Raw genomic sequence first — 26,471 nt, forward strand, 5'->3', positions numbered from 1 at the left:
CTATGTAGATAATAATCATTTTCGTTATAATAGTCTTAATAATATGAAAATTTAAGGGGTTGGAAGCCATGAAAGAAGAGTTAGATTATTTGAGGCCAAGGTTAATGGAGATTTTTACGTATTTACATGCAAATCCTGAAATTAGCTGGCATGAAGTAGAAACCACCAATTATATAGTTGAGCTATTAACACAGGAAGGATTTTCTCCTATACGGTTTAAAAATTCCACAGGTCTATACGTCGATGTTGGCCATGGATATCCAAAAGTGGGGTTAAGAACAGATATAGATGCCTTATGGCAGGAGGTCGATGGTCATTTCCGTGCAAATCATTCCTGCGGTCATGACGGACATATGACGATGGCCATTGGTACGCTATTACTTTTAAAAGACTTACAGCAATCATTTAATGGTACAATTCGTGTTATTTTCCAACCGGCAGAAGAAAAGGGAACTGGAGCGTTATCTGTTTTAGAGGAAGGTGTTATTGATGACTTAGATTATTTATTTGGTGTTCATGTACGACCTGTCCATGAGCTAGAGGATGGTACGTATTGTGCTGCGCTCTATCACGGTGCCTCTCGCTTGCTTGAGGGGGAGATTATAGGGGAGGATGCCCATGCTGCAAGACCTCACCTAGGCATTAATGCCATTGAAGTAGGCGCAACGATCATTGAAGATTTAAGAACTATTCATACTGATCCTATGGTGCCAGTGTCTGTTAAGATGACGAAATTTCATGCTGGTGGAGATTCAGGCAATATTATTCCTGGTAATGCATCGTTTACGATTGATATTCGTGCCCAGCAAAATAATGTAATGGATGATTTAGCACAAGGGGTAAAGCGCGTTATAGATTCCTCTAAAATCTTGCATAAGGTGCAGATTGAATTACGCACTGTTGCGAATATTGTAGCTGCTGAAGTCGACACAAGTGCACAATACATGATGGAGCAGGCCATTATACAGGCTGTGGGATTATCGAATTTAAGAAAGCCAGTTCATACACCTGGTGGAGAAGATTTTCATCACTATGCTGTGCAACGACCACATTTAAAAACAACGATGCTTGGCTTGGGATGTGGTCTTACACCGGGGTTGCATCATCCAAAAATGAAATTTAAACAAGCAAGACTTGTCACGGGAGTTGAAATTCTAACGAGGGCAGTACTGCTAGCATTGGATTCAGGGCAGACAAAGGAGGCGTCAGCATAATGTTAGAGCAAGTGCGTATACAGAAAGTAATGACACCGGTAGAAATTGCAGAGGTCCAAAAATTGAATGCAGAAATATGGGGTAGCCAAGCAATTCCCTCCCATCAATTACTAGCAGCTGTACAAAATGGTGGGTTAATAGTAGGGGCATATTTAGGAGAAAAGCTAGTTGGCTTTAACTATTGCTTCGTGGGTTATCAAGATGGCGAAATGTACTTACATTCGCACATGATTGGTGTAGAAAAAGCATATCGTGAACAAGGTGTAGCTGAATTATTGAAGCACGCGCAACAAGAATATGCAAAAGAACATGGTTTTCAGCTTGTCCGTTGGTTAATTGAACCGTTAGAAGTACGTTTAGCTAATCTAGCGTTTCTAAAACTAAATGCCACTAGCTATCAATATGAAAATGATTACTATGGCCCGCTCCAGGATGATTTTAATGAAGGACTACCTTCAGATAGGTTAGTCGTTGAATGGTGGATCGAGCGTGACCAAATGACAGATAGCCTTGATGAATTAGAAGAAATAGCGGGGGAGATTGTACCGTGGACATTAACCGTCGATGGCTTACCTGCGCTTGATGTGGAAAATGCATTTCAGATGGAGCAGTCCTTTTACAAGGATGCCTATCTCTTACCAATTCCACAATCTTTGCAGAAAATGAAAGTAGAGAGTCCAAAACTTGCAGAGGATTGGCGTTATAAAATACGCACAATCTTAACTACATTATTTAATCAAGATTATGCCATTGTACGTATGAAGAAGCACCCAGAATATGTTCATAGCTATCTGTTAGTCAGACGCTCCTTATTAGCCTTATAATAAGGATAAGGAGTGAATATCGTGAGAGTAGAAAAGATAACGTTAAGGCACTTAAAAATGCCCATGAAAACACCATTTACAACGAGCTTTGGCACAGTCGATGAAAAAGAGCTGTTATTAGTAGAAGCAAGAGATGAGTCAGGAATTACAGGATGGGGAGAAACCGTTGCTTTTGTAGCACCTTGGTATACAGAAGAGACATTAAAGACCACATGGCATATGCTACAGGATTTTTTGATACCCATCTTGTTACATAAAGAGATTGGGCATCCAGATGAGGTCAATTCGTTATTTGCCCCTATTCGTCGAAATTGTATGGCGAAGGCTTCGATAGAGGGTGCTGTCTGGGACATCTATGCTCAACTAACGAAGCAATCACTTGCACAGGCATTAGGTGGCCAAAAGCAGCGTATTGAAGTCGGAGTCAGTGTAGGTATCCAGCCTTCCACTGCGCAATTAATAGAGGTAATAAAAAGTCATATTGCAAAGGGTTACAAAAGGGTGAAAATAAAAATAAAGCCTGGCTATGATGTTGAGGTAGTACGAGCAATCCGTGCGGAACTACCAGACTTACCTTTGATGGTGGATGCAAACTCTGCTTATACATTAGAGGATATAAATATACTTCAGCAGCTGGATGACTTTCGTTTATTAATGATTGAACAACCATTAGCTACGGATGATATTGTCGATCATGCAACATTACAGAAAAAGTTAAAAACGCCTATTTGTTTAGATGAAAGTATCACATCTTTTGAGGATGCCAGACGAGCGATTGAGCTTGGGAGCTGTGGTGTCATTAACATCAAGATTGGACGAGTAGGTGGTTTAACAGAAGCGAAACGAATCCATGATTTATGTAAAGCGAAACGAATTCCAGTTTGGTGTGGTGGTATGTTAGAAGCAGGGATCGGACGAGCACATAATATTGCCTTAACATCGCTTAGTCATTTTATTTTACCTGGTGATACTGCAGGTTCTAGTCATTATTGGTATGAAGATATAATTGATCCTGAAGTAGTAGTGAAAGATGGTTATATTGAGGTGTCGCAGTCAGTTGGTATTGGGTATGCGCCTAATATGACTATTATTGATAAGTTAACGATTAGTACAGAGGTCTATCAATAAAGCATTAGTAAGTCAATAAAGGAAAAACGAGGAGAGAACTGATTGAAAAAAAGCTTGCAAGTCGGTGGGGCCTATGTAGGAATCATCGTTGGAGCTGGATTTGCATCAGGACAGGAAATTGTCCTCTATTTTACAAGCTATGGCTTTCAAGGCGTATATGGTGCGCTGTTAGCCATGGTTGGCTTCTCTATTGTTGGCATGTGTATTGCTCAAGTGAGCTCAAGACTCCGCACAGCCTCACATAAGGATTTGATTTATCAAATTTCAGGGAATACGATTGGCTTTGTGTTGGATTTTGTATTATCTCTCTTTTTATTTGGTGTAGCCGTAATTATGTTTGCTGGTGCGGGTGCAACATTTCAGCAAATGTTTGGACTACCTATTTGGCTAGGGAGTATTTGTATGATCTTACTTACAGTAGCTACGGTCATGATGGATGTCAAAAGCATTATTAATATCATTGCCCTTGCCACACCCTATCTACTAACAATTGTCTCTATTATCGCAATCTATGCTATAGCAACGATGGACCTTACCTTTGTAGAGCAGGCAGTTATTGCCCAACAGGTTCAAGTAAGTGCAAACAGTTGGTGGGTGACGGCCTTACTGTATATGTCATTCAATGTAGGGGTTAGCTTTTCTTTACTAACGGTTATGTGTGGTTCTATACGCAATGCCAAAGTTGCTGGCATGGGTGGCATAATTGGTGGCATTTTGTTAGGTGCTTTAATTTTACTTGTTAATTTTTCCCTTCTAGCAAAAATGAATATCATTGTTGGATTAGATATTCCAATGCTAGCCTTAGCAAATGAAATTCATCCTATAGTGGGCCTTTTAATGGCAATTTCCCTTTTGGGGATGATTTATAATACGGCCGTAGGAATGCTCTATTCTTTCATGGTAAGGTTTTTCGAGCCTAGTAAAGCTAGCTTTAGAGTAGCAGTTATTTTTATAGGTGGTCTCGGATTTCTAGCGAGTCTTGTAGGATTCACGACACTAGTGGCAAAGCTGTATGCAGTAATGGGCTATGTAGGTTTGGTGTTAATTATATTTATTGTTTCTGCGTGGTTAAGGGGTACGAGGAAGATTATTTAATATAAAAATGGTAATTGAGAGATAGCTTTTGTTCTCAATTACCTTTTTGTTTGGATAAAAAATTTGTAGAAATAGTGAATTATTTCAGTTGTAGAGTTTAGCGAACTTACTGATATTTTGTTTATTAGACACGTTTTTTAGTTAATACTCAATAAAACGAGAATAATTCTCAATTGTTGGTTGACTGACAATAAAATCATGCTTATAATGGGAAACGTGAGTAATGATAATCATTTTCACTAGAAAGTGAATTACACACAAAAATGAAATCTACCGGGGATTACTATGAAAATAAGATATCTTTTAACAGCAACGATTGTGCTGTCTATTGTGTCGCTATTTATCGGAGTAATAGATATTAAGCCTAGCGACCTATTAGACTTTCAATCAGAAGAAGCTAGACTATTTTTAATTAGTCGTGTACCTAGACTTGTTGCTATTTTGCTAGCAGGTGCAGGTATGAGTATTGCTGGTTTAATTATGCAAAGCTTAAGTAGGAATAAGTTCGTATCGCCAACAACAGCTGGTACATTAGATGCCACGCGGTTGGGTGTATTGATTTCCATGATGTTCTTTACGAATGTCACGTATTTTCAAAAAATTTCCTTCGCTTTCATATTTGCTTTAGCCGGCACATTACTATTTATGCAAATATTAAACCGAATTAAGTTTAAAGATGCGATTTTTATACCGCTTATTGGCTTAATGTATGGAAATATTTTGTCCTCCGTTACAACATTCTTTGCGTACAAGGCGAATATTATCCAGAACATTTCTGCATGGTTACAAGGAGATTTCTCATTAATCATGAAAGGCCGTTATGAACTGTTATACATAAGTGTGCCAGTACTTATTTTAGCTTACATTTACGCAAATCGTTTTACTGTAGCTGGGATGGGAGAGGATTTTGCAAAAAACCTTGGTCTATCCTATAAATTTGTGGTGAATTTAGGCTTAGTGTTGGTAGCCCTTATCTCCACAACAGTGGTGTTAACAGTCGGTGTCATTCCTTTCCTTGGTTTGATTATTCCAAACATAATTTCACTGTTTAAAGGTGATAATTTGGCAAAAACCTTGCCACATACAGCATTACTTGGTATGTCATTTTTATTATTCTGCGATATCTTGGGACGTGTACTGATTTTCCCTTATGAAATACCAATTAGTATGACTGTTGGTGTAATTGGAAGTGCCATCTTCCTATTCATGTTGTTTAGGGGGAGAGCATATGCGTAATCGTACAAAAATGTTCATTTTACTAGGTCTTGCCGTAATAGCCATTTTATTGTATTTATTTTGGGCACTAAATGGTAACTATCATTATGCTTTTCCACGTCGTGTCATAAAGGTAGTAGCGATGTCGTTAACAGGTATAGCTATTGCCTATTCAACAGTAGTTTTCCAGACAATTACCCATAATCGTATTTTAACGCCAAGTGTCATGGGATTAGATGCTTTATATATGTTGATTCAAACATTCATCTACTTTTTCTTTGGCTCTACATCTATATTAGTCATTAATATTTACTATAATTTCACGCTTGCTATTGTAGTGATGATTATATTCGCTTTAATTTTTTACCGAGTATTATTTAAAGAAGGAAAGCGACCGATTTATTTTTTACTGCTTGTCGGAATGATTGTTGGTACGTTTTTAGGAAGTATTACGACGTTCTTCCAAGTATTAATCGATCCTAATGAGTTTTTAGGTTTACAAAGTAAAATGTTTGCAAGCTTTAATAATGTCAATTCAGATTTAGTTTGGCTAGCAGGTGTTATCATTTTAATAACGTTTGCATATGGTGCTCGCCACATGAATCAATTAGACGTGATGTCCTTGGGACGAGATACAGCGATTAATTTAGGTGTACCTTACGATAAGTTGGTACAACGTATGTTGATTTTAGCTTCGATCTTGATTGCCGTTTCGACGGCGCTCGTTGGGCCGATCACATTCTTTGGTTTAATTGTTGCAAATTTATCGTATCAGTATTTCAAAACATACAAGCATTCTATTTTGATTACTGGCTCCTGTGTCATGAGTATTATTGCTTTAATCGGTGGACAGTGGATGGTTGAACGTGTATTTGGTTTCAGTACTACACTTAGTGTCATTATTAATTTTGTGGGTGGGGTTTACTTCATCTACTTATTATTAAGAGAAAGTAGGTCAGCAGGATGATTCAAGTCAAAGAAATTACGAAGTTTTTTGGGAAAAAGCCTGTCGTTCAAGATGTAAGTGTTGACATTGTTTCAGGAAAAATCACATCTTTTATTGGACCGAATGGTGCAGGGAAGTCCACGCTACTTTCAATGGTAAGCCGTTTACTGAATGCAGATACTGGCGAAGTACTACTCGATAAAGCAGATGTACGTCGTTGGAAATCAGATGATTTTGCCAAGCGTGTCTCGATATTAAAGCAATCAAACTTTATGAATGTCCGTCTAACCATTCGTGAGCTTGTATCCTTTGGTCGTTTCCCTTATTCAAAAGGAAACCTAAAGCCTGAAGATGAAGAAAAAGTGGACGAAGCTATTCGCTACATGAATTTAGAAGATATGCAACAAAGTTATTTAGATGAACTATCAGGCGGTCAACGTCAGCGTGCTTTTATTGCAATGGTTATTGCGCAGGATACAGAGTATATCTTACTGGACGAGCCATTGAATAATTTAGATATGAAGCATTCTGTCCAGATTATGAAGATTTTACGTAAACTTGTTGATGAGTTAGGGAAAACAGTGGTCATCGTATTACATGATATTAATTTTGCCTCTGTTTATTCTGATAATATCGTGGCATTGAAAGATGGCCGTGTAGTTAAAAACGGTCCTACAAATGACATTATTAACTCAGATGCATTGAAGGAAATCTATGATATGGATATCCCTGTTCAAGAACAGGATGGCTGTCGAATTTGTGTTTATTTTAATTCGTAAAAATAGTTATCGATGGATCAACCATCAATTGACTATCAAATAAATTATTTAAAGGAGAATTTTACAATGAAAAAATGGAAATTACTTACGGTATTAATGGCAATGATGCTATTAGTATTAGCTGCTTGCGGTTCAAAAGACGAAGCAAAAGAAGAAGATAAAGGGACTTCAACTGACAAACCGGCTGAAGAACAAAATGAAGAATCATCAGTATACCCACTAACAATTCCTGGAAGCACAGTTGAAGGTCGTGATAGCACTACTACATTTGAAGAAGTAAAACTTGATAAAATGCCAGAAAAAGTTGTCGTTTTTGATAATGGTTTCCTAGATACATTAGATGCTTTAGGTGTTAATCCTACTGCTGTAGTACAAGATTCATTACCAGCTTACTTAAGCAAATATAAAGATAGCACTTATGTAAATGCAGGTACATTATTCGAGCCTGATTATGAAAAACTATCTGAAATCAACCCTGATATTATTTTCATCTCTGGTCGTGCATCAGCAGCTTATGCTGAATTATCTAAAATTGCACCTACTGTATATGTTGGTGTAGATAACAATAACTTCTTAGAGTCATTCAAAGCTAATACAGAATTAGCAGGTAAAATCTTTGGTAAAGAAAAAGAAGCAGCAGATGCAATTGCTGCCTATGAAGCAAAAGTAGAAGAAGTAAAAGCAAAAGCAACTGCAACAGAAGAAAAAGCATTAATCGTTTTAGGTAGTGAAGGTTCATTATCTGTATTTGGTCCTGGTTCACGTTTCGGTGTGATTCATGATGTATATGGTGTAAAAGCTGTAGCTGAAGCTGGCGGATTTAAAATTGAGTCTCATGGTGATAATGCAAGCTTTGAGTTCGTACGTGAGAAAAACCCAGATATTTTATTCGTTATTGACCGTGACGCTGTTGTAAATGAAAACGGTGAGTCAGGTACAAAAGCAGCAATTGAAAACGAAATCGTAAGTGCAACAAATGCTGTGAAAAACAGTAAAGTATTCTACTTGGATCCGGAAGTTTGGTACCTTTCAGGTGGCGGTTTACAATCAGAAACACAAAAAGCTGAAGATGTGTTAAAGGCGTTTAACTAATATGTTTGTACAAATTAAACGTATCGTTGTGACGGAAGGTAATTCGGATAAGGTTGTGGAACGCTTTGGTGCTAAGCCAAACAGTCCATCATTACTTGAACAACAACCTGGTTATATTGATAAACAGGTTCTTGTAAAGAAAGTTCGCCGCGGTGATGAGGAAGTGCTAGTGATGGTTCGCTGGGAATCAGAAGAAGCATGGAAAAATTGGGAGAAGAGCCCTGAGCATATTGCCGGCCACAAGGCAAGCGCAGGAAAGCCAAAGCCTGATCATATCATTGAAAGTGGACAAGAAGTTTATTATGTAAAAGGTTAATAGCCTTAAGGTGTCTCAAGAGATTGAGGCACCTTTTTTAATACATATAAAAGCAGGTCACGTTGATGATGGTGACCTGCTTAACTATATTTTAATGTTTGATTGATGTTTTTCGCCACCCACTAAATGTTGAATCCATATTAAAGGATATCGTGCTTTCATTGATGGACAATCCTGAAATGCTTGTATTTCCTTGCTCATCAAAATGATCTTGAGTCGTCGTCTCCATTTCTAGCCCTCTAGCATTGATGATGGTGTATTGTGGTGTCATATAGACAGAAGGTGAATCTAGGTTTAATCCAAAGGTAAAAGGATTGACAGATGCCATACTGGATAAACTTTCGGTCGAAACTCTTATAATGCCATGCTGCTCCATATAAAGATCCCTTTTTTGTTGGAATGTATCCTCAAATCCAGGAATATCACTAATAAGATTTGATACGGTTGAAATACCTTGATATGCTGCTAAAGTTTCTTGATAAGCTTTTAACTCGGATTGAATAATGACTTGCTCCATTCGATGTTGATCAATTGTAGGCTGTTTAATTGTAATTTCTTCAGCTGAGACAGAGATATTACATGAAAAAGTAGCCGTAAGTATGAAAATAGTTTCATTTAATGCATTTTTCAATATTAAATCACTCCCAGTACAAAAGAATTTATTGTTCACTAATGTTTAATTTATTGCTATAAAATCTTTTGTTCTAATAATACAGATATTGTAGTAATATCAAATTCCGTTAATTGGTATATTAGGTAATTAGGACAGAAATAAACATACAGAAAATAATATTTATTTCAAACCGTAAGTCCTGATCCCCTTATTTGTAAATTAAATATGTATAAGACAGTACAGATAGTCATTTACCAGTACTTTCATTTGTTTTACATAGCAGTAGTATATTGAGCAGGATAAAAATCTTGCTATAGCTAAAATTACTAATCCTCGAGTTACTATAAGCGTAACATCTGTTAGAACGCCATTTCAAGGGTAAGTTTACGCCACTTTAGTGGCGGTGCTTAGTTCTCTACCGCCATTTTTTTAGTAATTATTAGCAAAAATCTGGCGTGGTTTGCATGAATAACGCCATTTTTTGGCGGTCTCTATCTCTAAAAAAGAATTAATGCTTTTATATGGCTTACCTAATTATGTTACTAGTATTAATTCCCACTAATCTATATAATATCTAGTAATATGCTAGAGAGGAGAGAGGACTATTGAACGGTTTAGATGAACGTATTAATGAATCATTAGACATTCTTATAGAAAATGAGACATTACTGGGACATGAGCTACAATTACTGTTAAAAAGCTTTAAAGAAGAAAAAACAACCAGAGGTTTTTCCTTTGGTAAGTTATGCTTTTGGCATTACGAAGCATTTTCTGACGGAGTAAATGAAGATATCTATAAAGTAGCTGCGGCAATTGAACTTTTAATACTTTCCTTTGATATTATTGATGATATACAGGATAAGGATTCAGACTATATTTGGAGTAAAACACCTGAGTTATCATTAAACGTTGCCTTAGCAATGCTGATCATGGCTTCTAAAGCAATCGATGACACTTCCTTTGAGCATAAACAAGTTGCTATAAGACTACTTGAGAAATACGCGTTACAAAGTATAAATGGTCAACAACTAGATTTACTAAATAATTGCCGCGATGAAGAATCCTATGTACAAATGATAACTCAGAAATCTGGCTCTTTAACAGCAATGGGCTGTTTGATTGGCGAAGTACTTGCAAAAGGGGAAGTTTCTAAAGAAGTAGAGGAGTATGGGAAATACATAGGTATTATCCAGCAAATTAAAAATGATATACAAGGCTTGAAAGTGTGGGGCCCTAAAAATGACCTGCTAAACAAAAAATATTCATTGCCTATTATATACCTTTTAACCAAGAAAAATGATATTTCAAATTCTGTTGCCAGCTATTATAATGATGATATAGTTACAGTTTTAGATCAAAATGCAACAGAAAATGAGTTGACAAATAGTGGAGCAATACGCTATGCCATCACAATAAAAAATGTTTACAAGTTTAAAGCCTTGAATTACCTTGAAAATGTAGAGATAAACGAATTAGGTAAAATATATCTGCAAGAATTAATGAAATGAGGAGAGATTAGTATGATTAATGTAATCCAGTATTTAGAACAAAATCCTAGCCTAGTTGGACTATTAAAAGAACAAAAAGCCTCATTAATTGGAGTTTCACCTGTTGAACAAAAAGCAATTCTAGAAGCATTTAGCGGAGAGATGATTGCAGAAAGTGATGTTTGGAACTAAAAACATTGCGTAGTAAATTATTTTGGCCAGCTATAATTCTCTATTTAATGATTGGCTTTTATTTAAATTATGTGAATTATAGCGCGCCATATATTGATATTGAGGTAGAAAAAGAAAATGGTCAGTGGGTAGTAACTCAACTTGATTATAAAGACTGGGCGGACAGTCAAAATATAGCCATTGGTGATGTTATTGTAAAGGTAGATGAACGTCCAATTGACCATTTAAATCAGCTGAAGTATAAATCCAAAATATTATCAGCTAATGATTTAACAGTTATGAAGCCAAGTGGAAGTTTAATAAACATACATATTAGACACTTAGATATTCCTCAGCAATTTTTATATATATTTTTTGTTCCGGCGTGTTATTATTTTTTGACGTTATTCATTGCGTTTTATTTACATTCCAAGCAAAGGAATTCAAAGTTAGCAGACTTACTTATTCTTTTTATGTTAAATGTTTCATTAGCATATGTGAGCAGTGGTGTCTCTGGTAGGTTAGATGCGATCGGTATTATCGTCAATCGTAGTAGTATGGTGTTATGTTTAGTCCTATTATTACATTTTTTAAGAAATTACTTTTTATTTGTGAAAGCGAATTGGGTATTTATGGATAATATCAAACTCTTTTATGTTTTCCCCATAATCGCTTTTATACTAGGTTTTACAGGCACTATTTATCCTGCTGCTAACGATATTCTTTCCAATATTGTATTAGCCATGTTTCTTCTTCTCCTTGTGATTATCCTTAGTATTTTACTAATAAGCTATTTCAAATACAGCTCACCACAGTTGAAAATTTTATTAAATAGTATATTAATACCGTTTCTACCATTTCTTTTTTTGTATGCACTTCCACAAATTCTTTTTCATACGTACATTCTTTCAGCTGAAATTTGCTCATTATTTTTATTGCTTATACCTTTTAGCTTTATCTTTACACAACTAACGGAAAGGCTATTTGATATTGAGTATCATATTACAAGATTACGCTATTATGTCATATTCTCTTTAAGCTTTACGTTATGGATTACTATGGGACTGTATTTTATTGCAGGACAGTATTTAACTATGACTGTCATGTCAGGAGTAGCACTTTTTACATTTTCATCATTAGTAATTCTCTTTTACGTAAAAGAAAAGGTTGATTATCGAAAACGGAAAATACTATTTTCTACAAAAGGTGACTATATTCATCAACTATATACTGCTGTAGATAAAATTGGTAAAACCATTAAAATCGACGAGCTTTTAGAGAAATTTGCTTATGAAGTTTCTATGCATCTTGAGTTAGAGGATGTTTTTGTCATAACATATAACTATGTTACGAATGAATTCTTAACGATGGCTGGAGAAAGTTTTACGATTCATCCTGATACTGTGGAAGAGTTGAGATTAGGAGAAATAAGAAAGATAGACAAAGTGTATGTAGCCTTTCTCCATCAAGACGCACATTATAAAAGAGCATTAGTTTTGGGGCATAATAATACGATCCATTTAAAAGATGAGGAGCTTTTATGGCTTGAATTGCTCCTATTGTATGTAAATAATTTTATTGAAAATACAAAGATGGTGGAAGAACTGATAGAGGAACTAAAGCATATGAAACAGGCTGACGATGGTCAGTTACCATGGCTAAATAAGCTATTATGGTTAAGGTTTGAAGAAGAAAAATACCAGTTAGCTCAAGAGTTACATGACACCAATTTACAAGAGCAACTCCATATTGCACGAGAAGTGGATGTCCTTGTTAATGCAAAGAATACATCGGATATTCAAGAGCAACTTGCTAAAATTCATAAACAAATGCTTATCTCTTTATATGAATTGCGGAGCTATTGTGAAAATCTAAAGCCTCCTTTATTGGATACTTTAGGTTTAAATGCTGCATTAGAAAAGTTAATTCGAAAAGTTCAAGAAAGAGCTAACTTTGTGCTCATTTATACAATCGATCGTCTTTATTTAGAGGATGAGCGCATGAATTTAATGATTTATCGATTGTTTCAAGAACTACTGAATAATGCGTTAAAGCATTCCTATGCCGCATCCGTTGAAATCCATTTAAATGAGATGAATGATGGCTTTGAAATCATTTATAATGATGATGGTGTAGGCTGTAACGTGGAGGATATTATTGTAGCAGAGTCTATGGGTATTCGAGGTATGCAGGAGCGTGTAAAAGCATTTAATGGGCAATTTTATATTGACGCTCACATAAACAAAGGGATGTCTATTAGAATAATAGTGAAAGAAGGGAGTGAAACACTTGATTACGATGCTCATAGTGGATGATCACCCAATAGTATTAGAGGGAACTAAAAACTTATTTCAAGAGAATGATGATATTATCATTGATACGGAAAGCGATGCTACTTGTGTTATTCAAAGAATAAAAAATAAGCCATATGATATCTATTTGATTGATATCAATATGCCACTCGAAAATGGCATTAACTTAGCCCGTAATATTAAAGCTTTTCAGTCAAATGCTGCAGTTATCCTCTATACAGGTGATGATATCACGGATTATTACCCGCTTATTTTGGAAAGAAAAATAGAAGGCATTTTAGCTAAAACGGCCTCTAAAGAGCAGATTTTACGAACGGTGAGAGCCATTGCAAACGGAGAAATTGTTTTACCTAAAAATTTCTTGGATTTTTTGGATGATAAATTTAAACTGCAAGATGCAAAAGATATTCATTTAAATGAAAAGGAAAAGAAAATTTTAAGATTGATTGCGGAGGGCCATACAAATAAAGCCATCGCGATTGAATTAAACATTCCTCAGCGAACAACTGAGAGATATTTGACACAACTCTTTTCTCTGCTCAATGTAGATTCACGAACAGAGGCTGTAAATCTAGCTGAAAGAATGAATTTACTCTAAACTATTTCTATGCTATACTCTTGGTATATTTTTCAATAAAAAGGGAGCTTTCTGGGAGTTTACTATCCTAAATATTACCTTAGTAAAATAAAACCATATTTATATGAGAAATAACCTATAAAATACTAGGAACACCGCCAAAAAAGTGGCGGTGTTTTTTATGACCGCCAAATCACGCCAGATTTTCACTTGAATCACGCCAAAAAATTGGCGTAAACCCGAAGTTGAAAAGACGGTGTAAGTACTGGTACGCTTAAATTAACGGTGGTTAAGTAGATTTGCTTTAGTGAGTAATAGACAATAGATTTTATTAGAATAAGCAGCCTGACTATCTATGAATAAAGTAGCGTTAGTAGATTGTAGAATGTTACTAGCTAGTCAATATACTTCACCATAAAACTTTATAAAGGTAGGCGTGTATTGTGAAAGTAGAACTTGAAAATTTGTTTTCCGTAGATGAAACTAGTCAAGATCAAGTTATTAACGTTTATAATCGTCATGGTATTGCGATTGGTGCGCCTGAAATTAGAAAAAGAAATTTAAAAACAAAGTTTAATCCTATTTTTACATTAAATGAAGATGTAACATACGAACAGGTAACAGCTTTATATAAATCATTAGAACGCGAATTTGGTATTGTTTCAATAGGAGAACGTTTTTACTTTGAATTTTCAGATATGGAATATGAACGGGCACCATTATTTACTTTAAATTCAACAGGTAATTCACCAGAAATGTTCTTAGAGGACAAAGGGACATTATTTTCTTTAAGCACACACTGTAAATACTGTGGTCTAATGGATAAAGAGCAGTTATCACCTATAGTCATTGATACTACACAAATGAAGGATCGCCATTTAGTCCATGTAAATGGTTATTGGGTTGCTTCTGAGGCACTAGCATCACTCATGAAAAAGGAAAATTTAGAAGGCTTTGAACTTTTAGAGGTTATCCATCAAGGACCTGAAGAAGGAAAGCAACTAGCTTATCAAATTATTCCTGTGCAAGTGCTGCCTGAATGTAGCAAGGATAGAGTAAAATTATATTTTGCAACGGAACAACCTCCATGTAGCTGCGGCTTAAATGGCGTGATTAATGGTCCTGATACCTATGAGCATGAAGATTTAAAGCACTTAAAAGGCGATGTATTTTACTCAGCTGAATGTAGTCACGATGGAAGATATCTTTATAGAAAGACTTTGTTCAGTAAAAGATTTAGAGAAACGATTATAAAAAATGGTATTTCTCGTGAAGTTAGAGGAGAAAAGGATTCAAACTTTGGCCCAAAAGATTGGCTATTTGATCCTGTGTTAATCAAGTAAACGAAGTGGAACAAAAAAGGATAAGGGAGTGTTTAGGATGTTTAGAAAAATACTACCTATAGTAGCCATTTTGTTTATTATTGCATTGGCTATTTCCGATTATTTTAACAAACCTGAAGAAGCATCCATCCATGTTTATCAAGAATACGAACGTGCTTACCTTTCTTAAAACGAGAGTCTATATTTCGCTCAGAATAGACTTATTTATGTTATGATGTGAAGATCATAGCATGAATGTTTTTGAGGTGAAAGAATGAAAAAATGGGCATATCCATTAGCAATTTTAACGCTAATTGTATTTTTCGTAGTAAGAGCTACTTATCAAAGCGAGTTCATGAATACATTTGACGCAAAGATGGCGGAGATCTTTTTTGGTAATCGATTTATAGAGATCTTTCATTATATAGGAGAGCCTAAATTTGTTGTCGCTGTCGCAGTAGTCTTAATGGTGTATTTAGCTTGGAAGGTAAAAAATTATCGAGCCATGCTATTTGTAGTGTTAACTTTTGCAGCGGGCAATGTTTTGAATCAATTACTAAAAAAATGGATCCAAAGACCACGTCCTGAATTGGAGAACCAACTGACATCCTTTAGCTTTCCATCTGGACATGCTATGACGGGTATTCTGTACTTATTCACAATCGCTTATATTTTCGCCGAGAATAATAGTAAAGGTCGTAAAATTGTGCTGTGGCTAGGTGCAATAATTCTAATGGTACTCATTGGATTATCACGTATTGCAGGAGCTCGACACTTTGCTACGGATGTGCTTGCAGGTTGGAGTATGGGATATACTTGGTTTATCATCTGTGTCATCTGGTATGAACGTCGTAAAAAATCGTTTCAATCAAACCATAAATAAAAAAGTATAAGTAGTATCAGGATGAACTGGTACTGTCTACAAAAGGAATCGAGAAATTTAATCTCGATTCCTTTTTACATGTTTCGGTCCTTTTTATAAGCATTTCTTTAAATTCCCCACAACATCACAGTCGTGACAGCAAGATAAGCAAAATGTCTCTGTCTTTGCTATATTTGATTATCTTCTATGTAGAAGTAGATGAAACGGGAGGCAGTGACTCTCTCAGAAAGAATGTGCTCACGGTTTTTTATATACTAATGAATGAGCATGATTTCCCTATTGTAAAGAATGATATTTACCTTATAAAAAAGAATTGTGTATAGGAAACTTCTAAGTTAAGATGAGTACAATAATAAAAAGAGAAAAGGAAGAAGGGAATGGACGGAAATGTTTTACTGGCACTAGGGTTGACTCTTTTTGCCGGACTTGCAACGGGTGTAGGTAGTTTAATCGCCTTTTTTACATCAAGAACAAATACAAAATTTTTATCATTCGCATTGGGCTTTTCAGCAGGGGTCATGATATATGTATCCCTTGTAGAAATTTTTGTTAAAGCGAAAGATGCTTTAACCGACGCATTAGGCACAACAAATGGCTATTGGATGACAATTCTCGGATTTTTTGGCGGGATGTTATTTATTGCTTTAATAGATAAATTTATTCCTAAGGCTACTAATCCTCACGAAGTAAAGCTAGTTGAAGATGTGAATGCAGTGAAGCCTCAGGTCAATGAAGAGCATTTGATGAAGATGGGTATTTTTACAGCTCTCGCTATTGGCATTCATAATTTTCCTGAGGGCATTGCTACATTTATGTCAGCTATTAATGACCCAAATGTGGGGATTGCTATTGCTATTGCAGTAGCCATTCATAATATTCCAGAAGGCATTGCTGTATCAGTCCCTATTTTCTTTGCAACGGGCAATCGTCGAAAAGCTTTTAAGTTATCTTTTTTATCAGGATTAGCAGAGCCTGTCGGTGCACTAGTAGCATTTTTGCTCCTTATGCCCTTTTTAACAGATGTAATGTTTGGTATCGTGTTTGCTGGTGTTGCAGGCATTATGGTTTTTATTTCATTAGATGAATTATTACCTGCAGCGCAAAGATACGATGAAACACATTTATCCATGTATGGTCTAGTAGGGGGAATGGCTGTCATGGCCATTAGCTTAGTATTATTAGCATAATTAAAATAGGAAAAGGGAGTCATTTAAAGTGGCTCCCTTGTTATTTTTCTATATTGTAGGAACAGCCTTTTTTGATTCCACAAGCTCTTGTACACTATTTAGACAATCATGAAATGTAGTAAAAGGTTTATATGGAATATGAAGCTCCTCACAGCGCTGAACGAGATGATCTCTAGCAAGAACAATATTTGCTAGTTTAGCTGCCTCAAAATCAGAAAGAGAGTCACCAATCACAATTTTAAAATGATCCTCCTCTGCAACCTTCCGCATCACGCTAGGTTTACAGCAACCACAACCTTGTGTGCTATATTTAACACATTCCTCGTCGCAGTTATTTGGATAGATTAGTTCTATTTGTTCACCTGAAAAATCGGCTTTATTACAGTAGATGCCCGAAAAAGGACCATATTTTTCAACTAGAGGCTCAATGAAAAAATCAACGCCACCGCTTACAATATAAAATGGTATGTTATGGTCTTGAGCATAGTGAACAAAATCCCCAAAGCCCTCACGAATTACTGCTGAATCCATAAGATATTGAATTACTTCATCTTTTTGTTGAGTAGAAAGTAGATGAAACATAGCAGAAAGCCCATCTTTAAATGAAATGGTTTGTTCCATCATGGCTTTAGCAATTTTTTCAGAATCCTCTCGTACAAATTCAGTCATTAATGAAAAGATATTATCAGTTTCTGTTATCGTGCCATCGAAATCACAGAATATAATTGGTTTCAAGATAGTTCCTCCTTAGAAAAGCACGTATAAAATATCCTTTTCTATACTTCTATCATATTAGTTTTATAAGTACTTGTTTTCAAAAAAACGCCTACTAGGGTAGTAGACGTTTCAAACATTTATTGCTTATGGACTTGCACACCATGTTCATCCGCTTTTGTTAAAATTACTTGATGCTCTGGGAATTGCTTTGTCATTAACTGAACAAAGTCAGTAGCAATAGCAGAAGGAATAATGGAAATCAACGTTGGCCCAGCGCCACTTAGAGCGGTACCGTATGCACCGTTAGCTTTTGCAGCAGTACGAATTTCTGCATAGGCAGGAATTAGCTTTGCACGAAATGGTTCATGGAATAAATCAGCCTCCATATAATGACCAGCACGCTCGAAATCACGTGCCATTAAGGAAGCTGCTAACATATTCGCATTTGCAGAAGCACGAACAGCATAGGCGCGATTTAGTTGTTCTGGTAAAACAGAACGAGATTCGCTCGTTTTGAGCTCAACATCTGGTACGTATACCACAAATGATGCCTCGATATCATTGATATGAAATGTATCGACAATTCCGTTGTCATCCATTGAGGAAATGGTTAATCCCCCTAAAACAGAAGCGGTTGCATTGTCTGGATGTCCTTCAATCTGTGAGGAGAGATTGAGCTTATCTTGAACAGTTAAATCAAGTTCACATACTTGGTTAGCAAGTTCAATACCTGCCACAATCACAGCTGCACTGCTTCCAAGGCCACGTGCTAATGGAAGTTCACTAGTCATCTCGACACGACAAGCAGGTAGTTGCTGATCATATTGATCTGCAATTTTTTTAGCAATGACGTATAGTAAGTGTTCTTCAAGCTCAAACTCTTTAGGACCATTATCATCGAGATGGATAATATTCCATTGATCTTGTAAAGTAACGGTAAGCTTTAAGTAAAGGGACAAGCCGAGTCCTATCGAATCAAAGCCTGGCCCTAGGTTGGCCGTGCTTCCAGGAACTGAGATTTGCCACACTTTACTCATAGTACACCCTCGATATATGCACGAATTTCTTCTTCATCATTTTTAAGGGACACTACTTCTACAGTAGAAACGTTCATAGCTGTATCAGGATCTTTTAGTCCGTTCCCAGTGAAGATTGTGACAACTTTTGCACCCTGTGGTATTTTTCCGTTTTCAACTGACTTAATAACACCTGCTAAAGAAGCAGCAGAGCCAGGCTCAACGAAAATACCTTCTGTACTTGCGATTAATTTATAGGCAGCTACAATTTCTTCATCTGTAACAGAATCAATGATACCGCCAGATTCATCACGAGCTGCTTCTGCCAATTTCCAACTAGCAGGGTTACCAATTCGGATGGCTGTTGCCACTGTCTCAGGATTAGCAATAGGTTCTCCTTTGACGATAGCTGCGGCACCTTCAGCCTCAAAGCCATACATTTTTGGTAGACCGCAATTTTTCGCTGCATGGTATTCTTTAAAGCCTTTCCAGTATGCAGTAATATTTCCTGCGTTACCTACTGGAATACACAAATAATCAGGTGCTGTACCTAAGCCATCTACAATCTCAAAGGATGCCGTTTTTTGACCTTCAATACGGTATGGGTTCACAGAGTTTACAAGTGCGACAGGAGTCGTTTCACTTACTTGGCGAACAATATTAAGGGCATCATCAAAGTTACCGTCAATTTCGATGATTTTTGCACCATACATGGTAGCTTGAGCAAGTTTACCAAGAGCGACTTTTCCTTTCGGAATAACAACGATGGATTGAATACCAGCGCGTGTTGCATAAGCTGCCGCAGCTGCAGAAGTATTTCCTGTAGAGGCACAAATAACGCATTGACTTCCATCTTCAATAGCCTTTGCAACGGCAAATACCATCCCTCGGTCTTTAAATGAGCCTGTCGGGTTTGCACCTTCAATTTTTCCGTAAAGCTCAATGCCTAGTTTCTTAGATAAATTCACTAAATGTATAAGAGGCGTATTGCCTTCGTTTAAAGTTAAAGCAGGTGTGTTTTCAGTTACGGGTAAAAATTGTTTATATTCTTCAATAAGGCCTTTCCACATAACGATACGATCTCCTTTTGTTCTTATAGGAAGAACAGTTGTTTTTGTATAAAAGACATTTTAACGCAAATCGTACTATTATTTCAATAGCATTTCATTAATTGTCGAAACAATTCGGTAATTTGAATTTTACTTGTCACTTTCTTGAAACAACTGTATAGTAATCTTGTAATGTAAAGTCAAGTGTAAAGACAGGTGGTTGGTATGACAACAAATACAGTAGTAACAAATAAACCTCAGCAATCCATTTCTAGAAATAAACTTTTAGGTGTAGCGGGGGTAGGTTGGCTTTTCGATGCCATGGATGTTGGTATATTATCCTTCGTCATTGCGGCATTGGCAGCTGAATGGGGACTATCACCAAGTCAATCTGGCTGGATAGGTAGTGTTAATTCAATCGGGATGGCTGTAGGAGCACTTTTCTTTGGTGTTTTTGCTGATAAAGTAGGGCGAAAGCAAATTTTTATGTGGACTCTGGTCCTATTTTCTATTGCAAGTGGACTATCCGCTTTTACAACTACATTAACTGCATTTTTAATTTTACGCTTTTTAGTAGGTATGGGGCTAGGGGGAGAATTACCTGTAGCTTCAACATTAGTATCTGAAAGTGTAGCGGCCAAGGAAAGAGGGCGTGTAGTTGTCTTATTAGAAAGCTTTTGGGCGGCAGGATGGTTAATTGCTGCACTTATTTCATATTTCGTTATCCCTACTTGGGGATGGAGAGTGGCCCTTATATTAACAGCACTTCCAGCCTTTTATGCTATTTATCTTCGTTGGCATTTGCCAGACTCACCACAATTTACGGTGAAGGAAGAATCCAAAAAACGCAGTATTGGCCAAAATATGAAAGAAGTTTGGTCGAAGAAGTACGCACGTTCTACGTTTATGCTGTGGCTATTATGGTTTACAGTTGTATTCTCCTATTATGGCATGTTTTTATGGCTGCCAAGTGTAATGGTTGGAAAGGGCTTTGATATGATTACAAGCTTTAAATATGTTCTAATCATGACATTAGCTCAATTGCCAGGTTATTTTACAGCAGCTTGGTTTATAGAAAAGTTCGGCCGTAAATTTGTCCTTGTTTCCTATCTAATTGGTACTGCTGGAAGTGCTTTCGTTTTTGGGAATGCAGATACACTTGCCGTATTGTTAATTTCAGGGATGTTTTTATCCTTCTTTAACTTAGGGGCATGGGGTGCATTATATGCCTATACACCTGAGCAATATCCGGCTATTATTCGCGGCACAGGTGCTGGCATGGCGGCAGCTGTTGGGCGAATCGGAGGTATTTTTGGTCCATTGCTCGTTGGTTTTTTATTAACGGCAGGCTATGATATAGGCTTTATCTTTGCCATTTTCTGTGGTGCTATCATTATAGGCGTGGTGGGTGTCATCTTCCTTGGAAGGGAAACAAAGCAGCTTGAATTAGAATAAAAATAAAAAGTTCTGGATCAGAGTAATGAATCCAGGACTTTTTTGTTTATATTCGCTAGTGAAATACATAAAAATAAGTATTTATTAATTTTTATTCAATTTTACGAATTTATTTGTTAAAATGACAAATCAATATAAAAAGGTAAATCAAATTGTTCTATTAGCAGATTAATGTGTTAAAGATTTTTCAGAAAAGTCATTGTATTCAAATTGTAATCGTGATACTGTATTTTTAATCGAATTTTGAGTCAGTAGGAAACAATCTCCCGTTCGTGATAAGGTCATTGAAAGAAAGGTTGTTAGGAATGAGTATTCATGAGGATATAAAGAAAAGGTTTGTAAGGCTGTCAAAGGGGCAGCGTAAAGTAGCACAATTTGTGATGGATAATCCCACTACAGTTATTGCTAATGGAGCAGCAGAGGTTGGCAGGCTGGCGAATGTAAGTGAATCTACAGTAATTCGTTTTTGTTATGCCATGGATTTATCAGGATATGTAGAATTGCAAGAGGAAATTAGAGAATATATGATGTCTCAAAATGAAGGGGTAAATCTACAACCTACATATACAGTAAAAAAATTAACTAATTCTAGCTTTGGTAAGATCATGCAACAAGATAGCCAAAATATTCAAGAAACGATTCAATTGATTAACGATCAGCAAATTCAAAAAAGCTCGAAATGGATGCATGAGGCAGATCATATCTATATTCTTGGTACTCGCCACAATGCATATGTCGCCAATTGGTTAGCCAACACATTAAAAACATTACGTTCTAATATTAAGCAGCTTCGCTTAGACTCGGATGATCTCGTTAATCAAATGAATAGTATGGGCGAACATACGACATTCATTGTGCTATCCTTTGATAAACAGATGAAGGATATGAAGACGATTGTTGAAATTGCCAAGATGAAGAAAGTAAAGATTATTGCGATTACAGGGTCTGCATTTTCCCCTATCCGAGAATATGCCAGTGCATTATTTGCTCTTGGCACAAAAAAGCATTCTTCACTAAACATTGCACCAGTCTTATTTTCCTTTTTGCATGCCTTGTTAGAGGAAATGATGAGTCAAGATAAGGGACAATATGAAAAATATCAGCAATCCTATGAGCAAGTTGAAAGTAATGTGTTATTCTTAGATGCTGCTAGAGAGAAGCAGGTTTTTTAATGTAGGCAACGCATAGATGGTGTGTACTCACACACAGGTCTATGCGTGTTTTTATGAAATTCACTATAAAAAAAGATGTCCAAATATGATTTAGACATCTAGGAAAAATGAATTATAGAATTTTACTTAAGCTATATTCATTCACATACGTATCATTTAATTTAATGGCATTTTGTCGGATGCCTTCTTGTTGAAACCCTAGTTTTGTAAAAAGGTGTAACGCTACATTATTATGTTCCATCACCGTTAACTCTAGACGAGAAATGTCTCGCTGTTTAGACCAATTTTCAACAGCGTTCATCAGTGCAGAGCCAATGCCCTTTTGTTGATGTTCTTCCTTTACTGCTAAGCGAACAGAAGCAACATGTCTAGCTTTCGATTGTTTATACCCATGAATGACTGCATAGCCTGCAAAAATGCCATTTAATACACAGAGTAGTATTGTGCGGTTTTTTAGCTGTTTCCAATAGGCTAAATTTTTACGAAGTTGTTGGACCGTTAGATCTACTTCATTTTGAACATTATACATGAAGTCAGTTTGCTGAAAGATTTCCTCTTGTAAATGAATGAATGATCTAGCATCGGATGCTTCAATCCCTCGAATTATGTATGCAGATGGGTTTTCCTCATTGTTAGAAGTACTGCTTTCAGTTGGCTTCATTTGCGAACGTGAGAAAGTTACGCTTGTCCCTAATTTAACATCAATAACATAATAACCTGCATTGGTCCAAGATAAATAGTGTGAGAGAGGGGGCTTAGTTTTTTTCCACCAGCTCTTATTTAAGTAGGCGGCGTTTGGTAATACTTGTCCCATAATGTTTTCTAATTCACTAAAGGATAAAGTGATCTCTTGTTGTAAAGCTACTTCAAAATAGTTTGCTAAAGGAATGTACTTTTTTTCCATCTTCTTTGTCATCGTAATCCCCATTTCCTGAATATCCAAAAATATAGACTATCTGATGATAGCATAAAATTACGATGACTTAAATATGAAAACCCAACTAAATATCTATATAAACTAATTATTTTTTTAAAAAGATGCATTTTTACTATTAAATGTTAAAAATAGGTTGGTAAAAATAGAGAGTATTATAGGAGTGTGTAGACCCAATAAAAGTTATAGCAACATAAGGTAGTTATAATATATATCTTATTTGCAAAGTATGTATTTAAAGATTAATTATTCTTTTATATAATAAATGATAGGCAGTAAGATTTTATCTGGATTCAGCAAATGCTTTTAGAGCAAATTTTCGAGTGAGTTTGATGACGCTTCGTTGATTCAAAGTTACACTTTATCACTTATTAGGCTATAAGATATGATAAAATAAAATACAAATGTAAGTGCTATTTTAGGAGGAATTGATTGAATGAGTAAAGTATTAGTTTTTGGACATAAAAACCCAGACACAGACACAATCACGTCTGCTATTGTATATGCCTATTTAAAACAGCAAATTGGTGAAGAAGCTGAGGCAGTACGTCTTGGAGATATTAATAATGAAACTCAGTTTGCATTAGATAAATTTGGTTTTGAAGCACCTCGTTTAATTTCTTCTGTAGTAGGGGAAGCGGACAAGGTAATTCTTGTTGACCACAATGAATTCCAACAATCAGCGGATGGTATTGAGGAAGTACAAATTACAGAGGTAATCGACCACCATCGTATTGCAAACTTCCAAACAGCAGATCCACTATACTATCGTGCTGAGCCAGTAGGTTGTACAGCAACAATTCTAAACAAAATCTTTAAGGAAAATGGTGTAGCAATACCAGCTAATATTGCTGGCTTAATGTTATCAGCAATTGTTTCTGATACATTACTTTTTAAATCACCAACTTGTACAGAGCAAGACGTAAAAGCTGGTGAAGAGCTAGCAAAAATTGCAGGTGTGGACGTTGCAGACTATGGATTAGCTATGCTAAAAGCAGGGGCTGACCTATCTGATAAATCACTAGAAGATCTTTTATCATTAGATGCGAAAGAATTCCAATTTGGTGAGTACAAATCAGTTGTAGCCCAAGTTAATGCAGTTGATATTAATGATGTACTTAATCGTCAAGAAGAACTAGAAATCCTATTAAATAAAAACGTTGCAGAAAACGGCTTAGATTTATTCTTCTTCGTTGTGACAGACATTTTAAATAATGATTCAACTGCTGTTGCAATTGGACAAGTAGCAGAAGCGGCAGCAAAAGGATTCGGTGCGGAACTCATTAACAACCGTGTTGTACTACCAGGTGTTGTTTCTCGTAAAAAACAAATTGTACCAGTATTAACGGAAGCACTAAAATAATAGGCAGAGGCTGGGACAAAAGAATTTTAGCCAAAGAAAACCCCGAACTACGAAATGTTCATTAATATTTCGTAATAGTTCGGGGTTTCTGTTTAAATTGCTTAGTTCATTCGAAAATTATCCAGCTTTCATATTAATCGAGTTTTAATGGTTGTACTGCTGGGCCTTCAAGTACCTCACCCTTAGCGTTAAAGCGTGAACCGTGGCAAGGACAATCCCATGTCTCATCTGCTTCATTCCATTTCGTTTTACAGCCTAAATGGGTGCAAGTCGGTGCTTTGGCGTTCTTCATATAACCAGCTATATATTCCTTTGCAACAAAGCCCCCTACTTTAAGCATCTGCATGAATTGCGCGCCGAATTTTGTACGTGACGGTGAATAAAGGGCAATGGCACCATCCTCACTCTGTGCGCCTGTAATCAGGGTGGACAAGATGTCACCAGCGACAAAGGAATTGGAAATCCCCCATTTACGGTAGCCAGTAGCAATCAGTACATTAGGTAAGGAGTTTGTAATTCTTCCAACGTAAGGAACAATGTCAGGTGTTTCAATATCTTGAGCTGACCATCGATAAAGTGGCTGTTGTTCAAAGTGTTCCTTCATTTCATTGGAAATTGCTTCATAATACGGCTCCGTATGAACGGTTTCGCCAGCTATATGATTCGCTCCACCCATTACTAAATAATGTTCCTTGTCTACCGTGGCAGTCCGAATCGAACGGGAAGGGAAATCAACGGATAGATATTGCCCCTGCATCGTTTCGGAAATCTTACTAGCAATCATATAAGAGCGACTATTGGACAGTTTAAAAAGTTTGAGTCCTTTAAACGCCTCAATGGGATAATGCGAACACAAAATAAGCTTATTGTATTGAACCGACATATTTTTTTCGGTATGTAAGTTATTTTGTGATATGTTTAATTGCTGAACACGAGTATTGCTGTAAAGTCTTGCCCCCATTGCCTGTGCCTCTTTGACAAGGAAATTACTCACCTCTAAAGGATTTATTTGAGCTTGCTGTGACATACATAATGCTTTGGTGATAGGAAACGGTAGCTCTGTCTCAGAGGTAATTTTAGATTTAATATTTAAAACCTTATAGGCATTCCATTCTTTTAATAATTGTGCATAGCCTTCTTTTGTTTGACAGTACAACAGTGAGTCCACTGATCGAACACTGTGTGTCGGAAGTAATTGCCTAGCTTTCTCGATGGCTTGTTGGTTGAGCTGATAATAAAGCTGCGCCTCTTCTATAGATAGTTTTTCTAACAGATTCGCATAGACAATACTATGCTGTGCTGTTAATTTTCCTGTGGAATGCCCTGTCGTTCCGTGACCAAAATGGGTATTCGCCTCAAGTAGAACTACATCCACACCTGCTTTTGCTAAAGTATAGGCTGTATACAAACCTGTTAAGCCCCCACCGATAATACATACATCACAAGTTGTTGAGGAAGTAAGAGAAGCTAGCGAGACTGACTCGGTTGATGCGAGCCACAGAGATTGTGTCATATTGAAACCTCACATTGTTTTTATGTTCAGTATGTAGAAGGGCTTGAAAATTTATGCAGTGAAGCATAAATATTGCCTTGTGATTTGTTCT

Annotated in this window: 26 protein-coding genes; 20 read left to right on the plus strand and 6 right to left on the minus strand. The window is 36.4% G+C overall.

Translation table 11 applies throughout. The features are described from left to right. Nucleotides 1–68: 68 nt before the first annotated feature. From AC6BKE_RS05505 to AC6BKE_RS05545, 9 genes are all read left to right on the plus strand, one after another. Nucleotides 69–1,214 carry a M20 peptidase aminoacylase family protein gene (locus tag AC6BKE_RS05505; protein ID WP_036128409.1) on the plus strand — a complete coding sequence of 382 codons (1,146 nt, stop codon included), beginning with the start codon at nucleotides 69–71 and terminating at the stop codon, nucleotides 1,212–1,214. Next, complete coding sequence (locus AC6BKE_RS05510) at nucleotides 1,214–2,038, plus strand: GNAT family N-acetyltransferase (RefSeq protein WP_499856125.1); 825 nt, start codon at nucleotides 1,214–1,216, stop codon at nucleotides 2,036–2,038. The genes AC6BKE_RS05505 and AC6BKE_RS05510 overlap by 1 nt, the downstream gene beginning before the upstream one ends. A gap of 21 nt (nucleotides 2,039–2,059) precedes the next feature. Continuing rightward, nucleotides 2,060–3,166, plus strand: coding sequence for an o-succinylbenzoate synthase (menC, locus tag AC6BKE_RS05515; RefSeq protein WP_089934442.1), 1,107 nt, complete (start codon nucleotides 2,060–2,062; stop codon nucleotides 3,164–3,166). A 42-nt stretch (nucleotides 3,167–3,208) separates the two neighbouring features. Further along, the gene (locus tag AC6BKE_RS05520) at nucleotides 3,209–4,261 is read left to right on the plus strand and encodes a YkvI family membrane protein (protein WP_036128403.1); all 1,053 of its coding nucleotides are present in this window, start codon (nucleotides 3,209–3,211) and stop codon (nucleotides 4,259–4,261) included. Between the two features lie 285 nt (nucleotides 4,262–4,546). Beyond that, nucleotides 4,547–5,497, plus strand: a complete 951-nt coding sequence (locus tag AC6BKE_RS05525; RefSeq protein WP_036128401.1) for an ABC transporter permease — start codon at nucleotides 4,547–4,549, stop codon at nucleotides 5,495–5,497. Further along, nucleotides 5,490–6,443 carry an iron chelate uptake ABC transporter family permease subunit gene (locus AC6BKE_RS05530; RefSeq protein WP_036128399.1) on the plus strand — a complete coding sequence of 318 codons (954 nt, stop codon included), beginning with the start codon at nucleotides 5,490–5,492 and terminating at the stop codon, nucleotides 6,441–6,443. The genes AC6BKE_RS05525 and AC6BKE_RS05530 overlap by 8 nt, the downstream gene beginning before the upstream one ends. After that, nucleotides 6,440–7,201 (plus strand): iron ABC transporter ATP-binding protein, encoded by a 762-nt coding sequence (locus AC6BKE_RS05535; RefSeq protein WP_036128397.1) that lies wholly within the window; start codon nucleotides 6,440–6,442, stop codon nucleotides 7,199–7,201. Before AC6BKE_RS05530 ends, AC6BKE_RS05535 begins: the two co-directional genes overlap by 4 nt. 66 nt (nucleotides 7,202–7,267) lie before the next feature. Next, nucleotides 7,268–8,293: a siderophore ABC transporter substrate-binding protein gene (locus AC6BKE_RS05540; protein ID WP_036128395.1), complete on the plus strand. Its 1,026-nt coding sequence runs from the start codon at nucleotides 7,268–7,270 to the stop codon at nucleotides 8,291–8,293. 1 nt (nucleotide 8,294) lies between these two features. Next, nucleotides 8,295–8,609: an antibiotic biosynthesis monooxygenase family protein gene (locus AC6BKE_RS05545; RefSeq protein WP_036128393.1), complete on the plus strand. Its 315-nt coding sequence runs from the start codon at nucleotides 8,295–8,297 to the stop codon at nucleotides 8,607–8,609. 91 nt (nucleotides 8,610–8,700) lie between these two features. Here AC6BKE_RS05545 and AC6BKE_RS05550 read toward each other — a convergent pair whose 3' ends face one another. Beyond that, a complete protein-coding gene (locus AC6BKE_RS05550) occupies nucleotides 8,701–9,240 on the minus strand; it encodes a hypothetical protein (RefSeq protein WP_036128391.1) in 540 nt (179 codons plus the stop codon). A gap of 587 nt (nucleotides 9,241–9,827) precedes the next feature. Between AC6BKE_RS05550 and AC6BKE_RS05555 the strand changes: the two genes are divergently transcribed. From AC6BKE_RS05555 to zupT, 8 genes are all read left to right on the plus strand, one after another. Continuing rightward, nucleotides 9,828–10,730, plus strand: a complete 903-nt coding sequence (locus AC6BKE_RS05555; RefSeq protein ID WP_036128377.1) for a polyprenyl synthetase family protein — start codon at nucleotides 9,828–9,830, stop codon at nucleotides 10,728–10,730. Nucleotides 10,731–10,742: 12 nt separating this feature from the next. Next, nucleotides 10,743–10,901, plus strand: a complete 159-nt coding sequence (gene comX, locus AC6BKE_RS05560; protein WP_036128375.1) for a competence pheromone ComX — start codon at nucleotides 10,743–10,745, stop codon at nucleotides 10,899–10,901. A gap of 47 nt (nucleotides 10,902–10,948) precedes the next feature. Beyond that, nucleotides 10,949–13,195: a sensor histidine kinase gene (locus AC6BKE_RS05565; RefSeq protein WP_051891772.1), complete on the plus strand. Its 2,247-nt coding sequence runs from the start codon at nucleotides 10,949–10,951 to the stop codon at nucleotides 13,193–13,195. Further along, complete coding sequence (locus tag AC6BKE_RS05570) at nucleotides 13,179–13,790, plus strand: response regulator transcription factor (protein ID WP_244504882.1); 612 nt, start codon at nucleotides 13,179–13,181, stop codon at nucleotides 13,788–13,790. The genes AC6BKE_RS05565 and AC6BKE_RS05570 overlap by 17 nt, the downstream gene beginning before the upstream one ends. A 422-nt stretch (nucleotides 13,791–14,212) precedes the next feature. Beyond that, nucleotides 14,213–15,112: a hypothetical protein gene (locus AC6BKE_RS05575; RefSeq protein WP_036128369.1), complete on the plus strand. Its 900-nt coding sequence runs from the start codon at nucleotides 14,213–14,215 to the stop codon at nucleotides 15,110–15,112. Between the two features lie 37 nt (nucleotides 15,113–15,149). After that, a complete protein-coding gene (locus AC6BKE_RS05580) occupies nucleotides 15,150–15,281 on the plus strand; it encodes a hypothetical protein (protein ID WP_255358824.1) in 132 nt (43 codons plus the stop codon). 84 nt (nucleotides 15,282–15,365) lie between these two features. Then, entirely contained in the window at nucleotides 15,366–15,974 is a 609-nt protein-coding gene (locus AC6BKE_RS05585; protein ID WP_036128368.1) for a phosphatase PAP2 family protein, read from the plus strand. A 377-nt stretch (nucleotides 15,975–16,351) separates the two neighbouring features. Further along, a complete protein-coding gene (zupT, locus tag AC6BKE_RS05590) occupies nucleotides 16,352–17,161 on the plus strand; it encodes a zinc transporter ZupT (protein ID WP_036128366.1) in 810 nt (269 codons plus the stop codon). A 48-nt stretch (nucleotides 17,162–17,209) separates the two neighbouring features. Here zupT and AC6BKE_RS05595 read toward each other — a convergent pair whose 3' ends face one another. The 3 genes from AC6BKE_RS05595 to thrC all read right to left on the minus strand — a co-directional run bounded on the left by AC6BKE_RS05595 (nucleotide 17,210) and on the right by thrC (nucleotide 19,964). Continuing rightward, nucleotides 17,210–17,896 (minus strand): MtnX-like HAD-IB family phosphatase, encoded by a 687-nt coding sequence (locus AC6BKE_RS05595; RefSeq protein WP_499856132.1) that lies wholly within the window; start codon nucleotides 17,894–17,896, stop codon nucleotides 17,210–17,212. Nucleotides 17,897–18,015: 119 nt separating this feature from the next. Then, on the minus strand, nucleotides 18,016–18,915 hold the full coding sequence (gene thrB / locus AC6BKE_RS05600; RefSeq protein ID WP_499856133.1) for a homoserine kinase: 900 nt from the start codon (nucleotides 18,913–18,915) through the stop codon (nucleotides 18,016–18,018). Continuing rightward, nucleotides 18,912–19,964, minus strand: coding sequence for a threonine synthase (gene thrC, locus AC6BKE_RS05605; protein WP_036128358.1), 1,053 nt, complete (start codon nucleotides 19,962–19,964; stop codon nucleotides 18,912–18,914). Before thrC ends, thrB begins: the two co-directional genes overlap by 4 nt. A gap of 204 nt (nucleotides 19,965–20,168) precedes the next feature. On the opposite strand from thrC, the gene AC6BKE_RS05610 reads away from it, so the two are divergent. Then, nucleotides 20,169–21,398, plus strand: a complete 1,230-nt coding sequence (locus tag AC6BKE_RS05610) for an MFS transporter (RefSeq protein ID WP_051891771.1) — start codon at nucleotides 20,169–20,171, stop codon at nucleotides 21,396–21,398. 305 nt (nucleotides 21,399–21,703) lie between these two features. Further along, nucleotides 21,704–22,570 (plus strand): MurR/RpiR family transcriptional regulator, encoded by an 867-nt coding sequence (locus tag AC6BKE_RS05615; protein WP_036128356.1) that lies wholly within the window; start codon nucleotides 21,704–21,706, stop codon nucleotides 22,568–22,570. A gap of 112 nt (nucleotides 22,571–22,682) precedes the next feature. Here AC6BKE_RS05615 and AC6BKE_RS05620 read toward each other — a convergent pair whose 3' ends face one another. Beyond that, on the minus strand, nucleotides 22,683–23,486 hold the full coding sequence (locus tag AC6BKE_RS05620) for a GNAT family N-acetyltransferase (RefSeq protein ID WP_499856135.1): 804 nt from the start codon (nucleotides 23,484–23,486) through the stop codon (nucleotides 22,683–22,685). A gap of 454 nt (nucleotides 23,487–23,940) precedes the next feature. On the opposite strand from AC6BKE_RS05620, the gene AC6BKE_RS05625 reads away from it, so the two are divergent. Next, entirely contained in the window at nucleotides 23,941–24,867 is a 927-nt protein-coding gene (locus AC6BKE_RS05625) for a manganese-dependent inorganic pyrophosphatase (protein WP_141904283.1), read from the plus strand. Between the two features lie 133 nt (nucleotides 24,868–25,000). On the opposite strand, the gene AC6BKE_RS05630 is transcribed toward AC6BKE_RS05625, so the two are convergent. Continuing rightward, on the minus strand, nucleotides 25,001–26,380 hold the full coding sequence (locus AC6BKE_RS05630; RefSeq protein WP_340835333.1) for an FAD-dependent oxidoreductase: 1,380 nt from the start codon (nucleotides 26,378–26,380) through the stop codon (nucleotides 25,001–25,003). Nucleotides 26,381–26,471 lie beyond the last annotated feature (91 nt).

Source organism: Lysinibacillus sp. COL-1, assembly GCF_059814265.1.

What these genes read in the sequence shown, in the direction of transcription:
- AC6BKE_RS05580 (WP_255358824.1), top strand. Translation starts at nt 15,150, where the DNA reads ATGTTTAGAAAAATACTACCTATAGTAGCCATTTTGTTTATTATTGCA.
- zupT (WP_036128366.1), top strand. Translation starts at nt 16,352, where the DNA reads ATGGACGGAAATGTTTTACTGGCACTAGGGTTGACTCTTTTTGCCGGA.
- AC6BKE_RS05510 (WP_499856125.1), top strand. Translation starts at nt 1,214, where the DNA reads ATGTTAGAGCAAGTGCGTATACAGAAAGTAATGACACCGGTAGAAATT.
- AC6BKE_RS05545 (WP_036128393.1), top strand. Translation starts at nt 8,295, where the DNA reads ATGTTTGTACAAATTAAACGTATCGTTGTGACGGAAGGTAATTCGGAT.
- AC6BKE_RS05505 (WP_036128409.1), top strand. Translation starts at nt 69, where the DNA reads ATGAAAGAAGAGTTAGATTATTTGAGGCCAAGGTTAATGGAGATTTTT.
- AC6BKE_RS05620 (WP_499856135.1), bottom strand. Translation starts at nt 23,486, where the DNA reads ATGACAAAGAAGATGGAAAAAAAGTACATTCCTTTAGCAAACTATTTT.
- AC6BKE_RS05535 (WP_036128397.1), top strand. Translation starts at nt 6,440, where the DNA reads ATGATTCAAGTCAAAGAAATTACGAAGTTTTTTGGGAAAAAGCCTGTC.
- comX (WP_036128375.1), top strand. Translation starts at nt 10,743, where the DNA reads ATGATTAATGTAATCCAGTATTTAGAACAAAATCCTAGCCTAGTTGGA.
- AC6BKE_RS05530 (WP_036128399.1), top strand. Translation starts at nt 5,490, where the DNA reads ATGCGTAATCGTACAAAAATGTTCATTTTACTAGGTCTTGCCGTAATA.
- AC6BKE_RS05565 (WP_051891772.1), top strand. Translation starts at nt 10,949, where the DNA reads ATGATTGGCTTTTATTTAAATTATGTGAATTATAGCGCGCCATATATT.
- AC6BKE_RS05630 (WP_340835333.1), bottom strand. Translation starts at nt 26,380, where the DNA reads ATGACACAATCTCTGTGGCTCGCATCAACCGAGTCAGTCTCGCTAGCT.
- AC6BKE_RS05540 (WP_036128395.1), top strand. Translation starts at nt 7,268, where the DNA reads ATGAAAAAATGGAAATTACTTACGGTATTAATGGCAATGATGCTATTA.
- thrC (WP_036128358.1), bottom strand. Translation starts at nt 19,964, where the DNA reads ATGTGGAAAGGCCTTATTGAAGAATATAAACAATTTTTACCCGTAACT.
- AC6BKE_RS05585 (WP_036128368.1), top strand. Translation starts at nt 15,366, where the DNA reads ATGAAAAAATGGGCATATCCATTAGCAATTTTAACGCTAATTGTATTT.
- AC6BKE_RS05610 (WP_051891771.1), top strand. Translation starts at nt 20,169, where the DNA reads ATGACAACAAATACAGTAGTAACAAATAAACCTCAGCAATCCATTTCT.
- AC6BKE_RS05615 (WP_036128356.1), top strand. Translation starts at nt 21,704, where the DNA reads ATGAGTATTCATGAGGATATAAAGAAAAGGTTTGTAAGGCTGTCAAAG.
- thrB (WP_499856133.1), bottom strand. Translation starts at nt 18,915, where the DNA reads ATGAGTAAAGTGTGGCAAATCTCAGTTCCTGGAAGCACGGCCAACCTA.
- AC6BKE_RS05625 (WP_141904283.1), top strand. Translation starts at nt 23,941, where the DNA reads ATGAGTAAAGTATTAGTTTTTGGACATAAAAACCCAGACACAGACACA.
- AC6BKE_RS05570 (WP_244504882.1), top strand. Translation starts at nt 13,179, where the DNA reads ATGCTCATAGTGGATGATCACCCAATAGTATTAGAGGGAACTAAAAAC.
- AC6BKE_RS05525 (WP_036128401.1), top strand. Translation starts at nt 4,547, where the DNA reads ATGAAAATAAGATATCTTTTAACAGCAACGATTGTGCTGTCTATTGTG.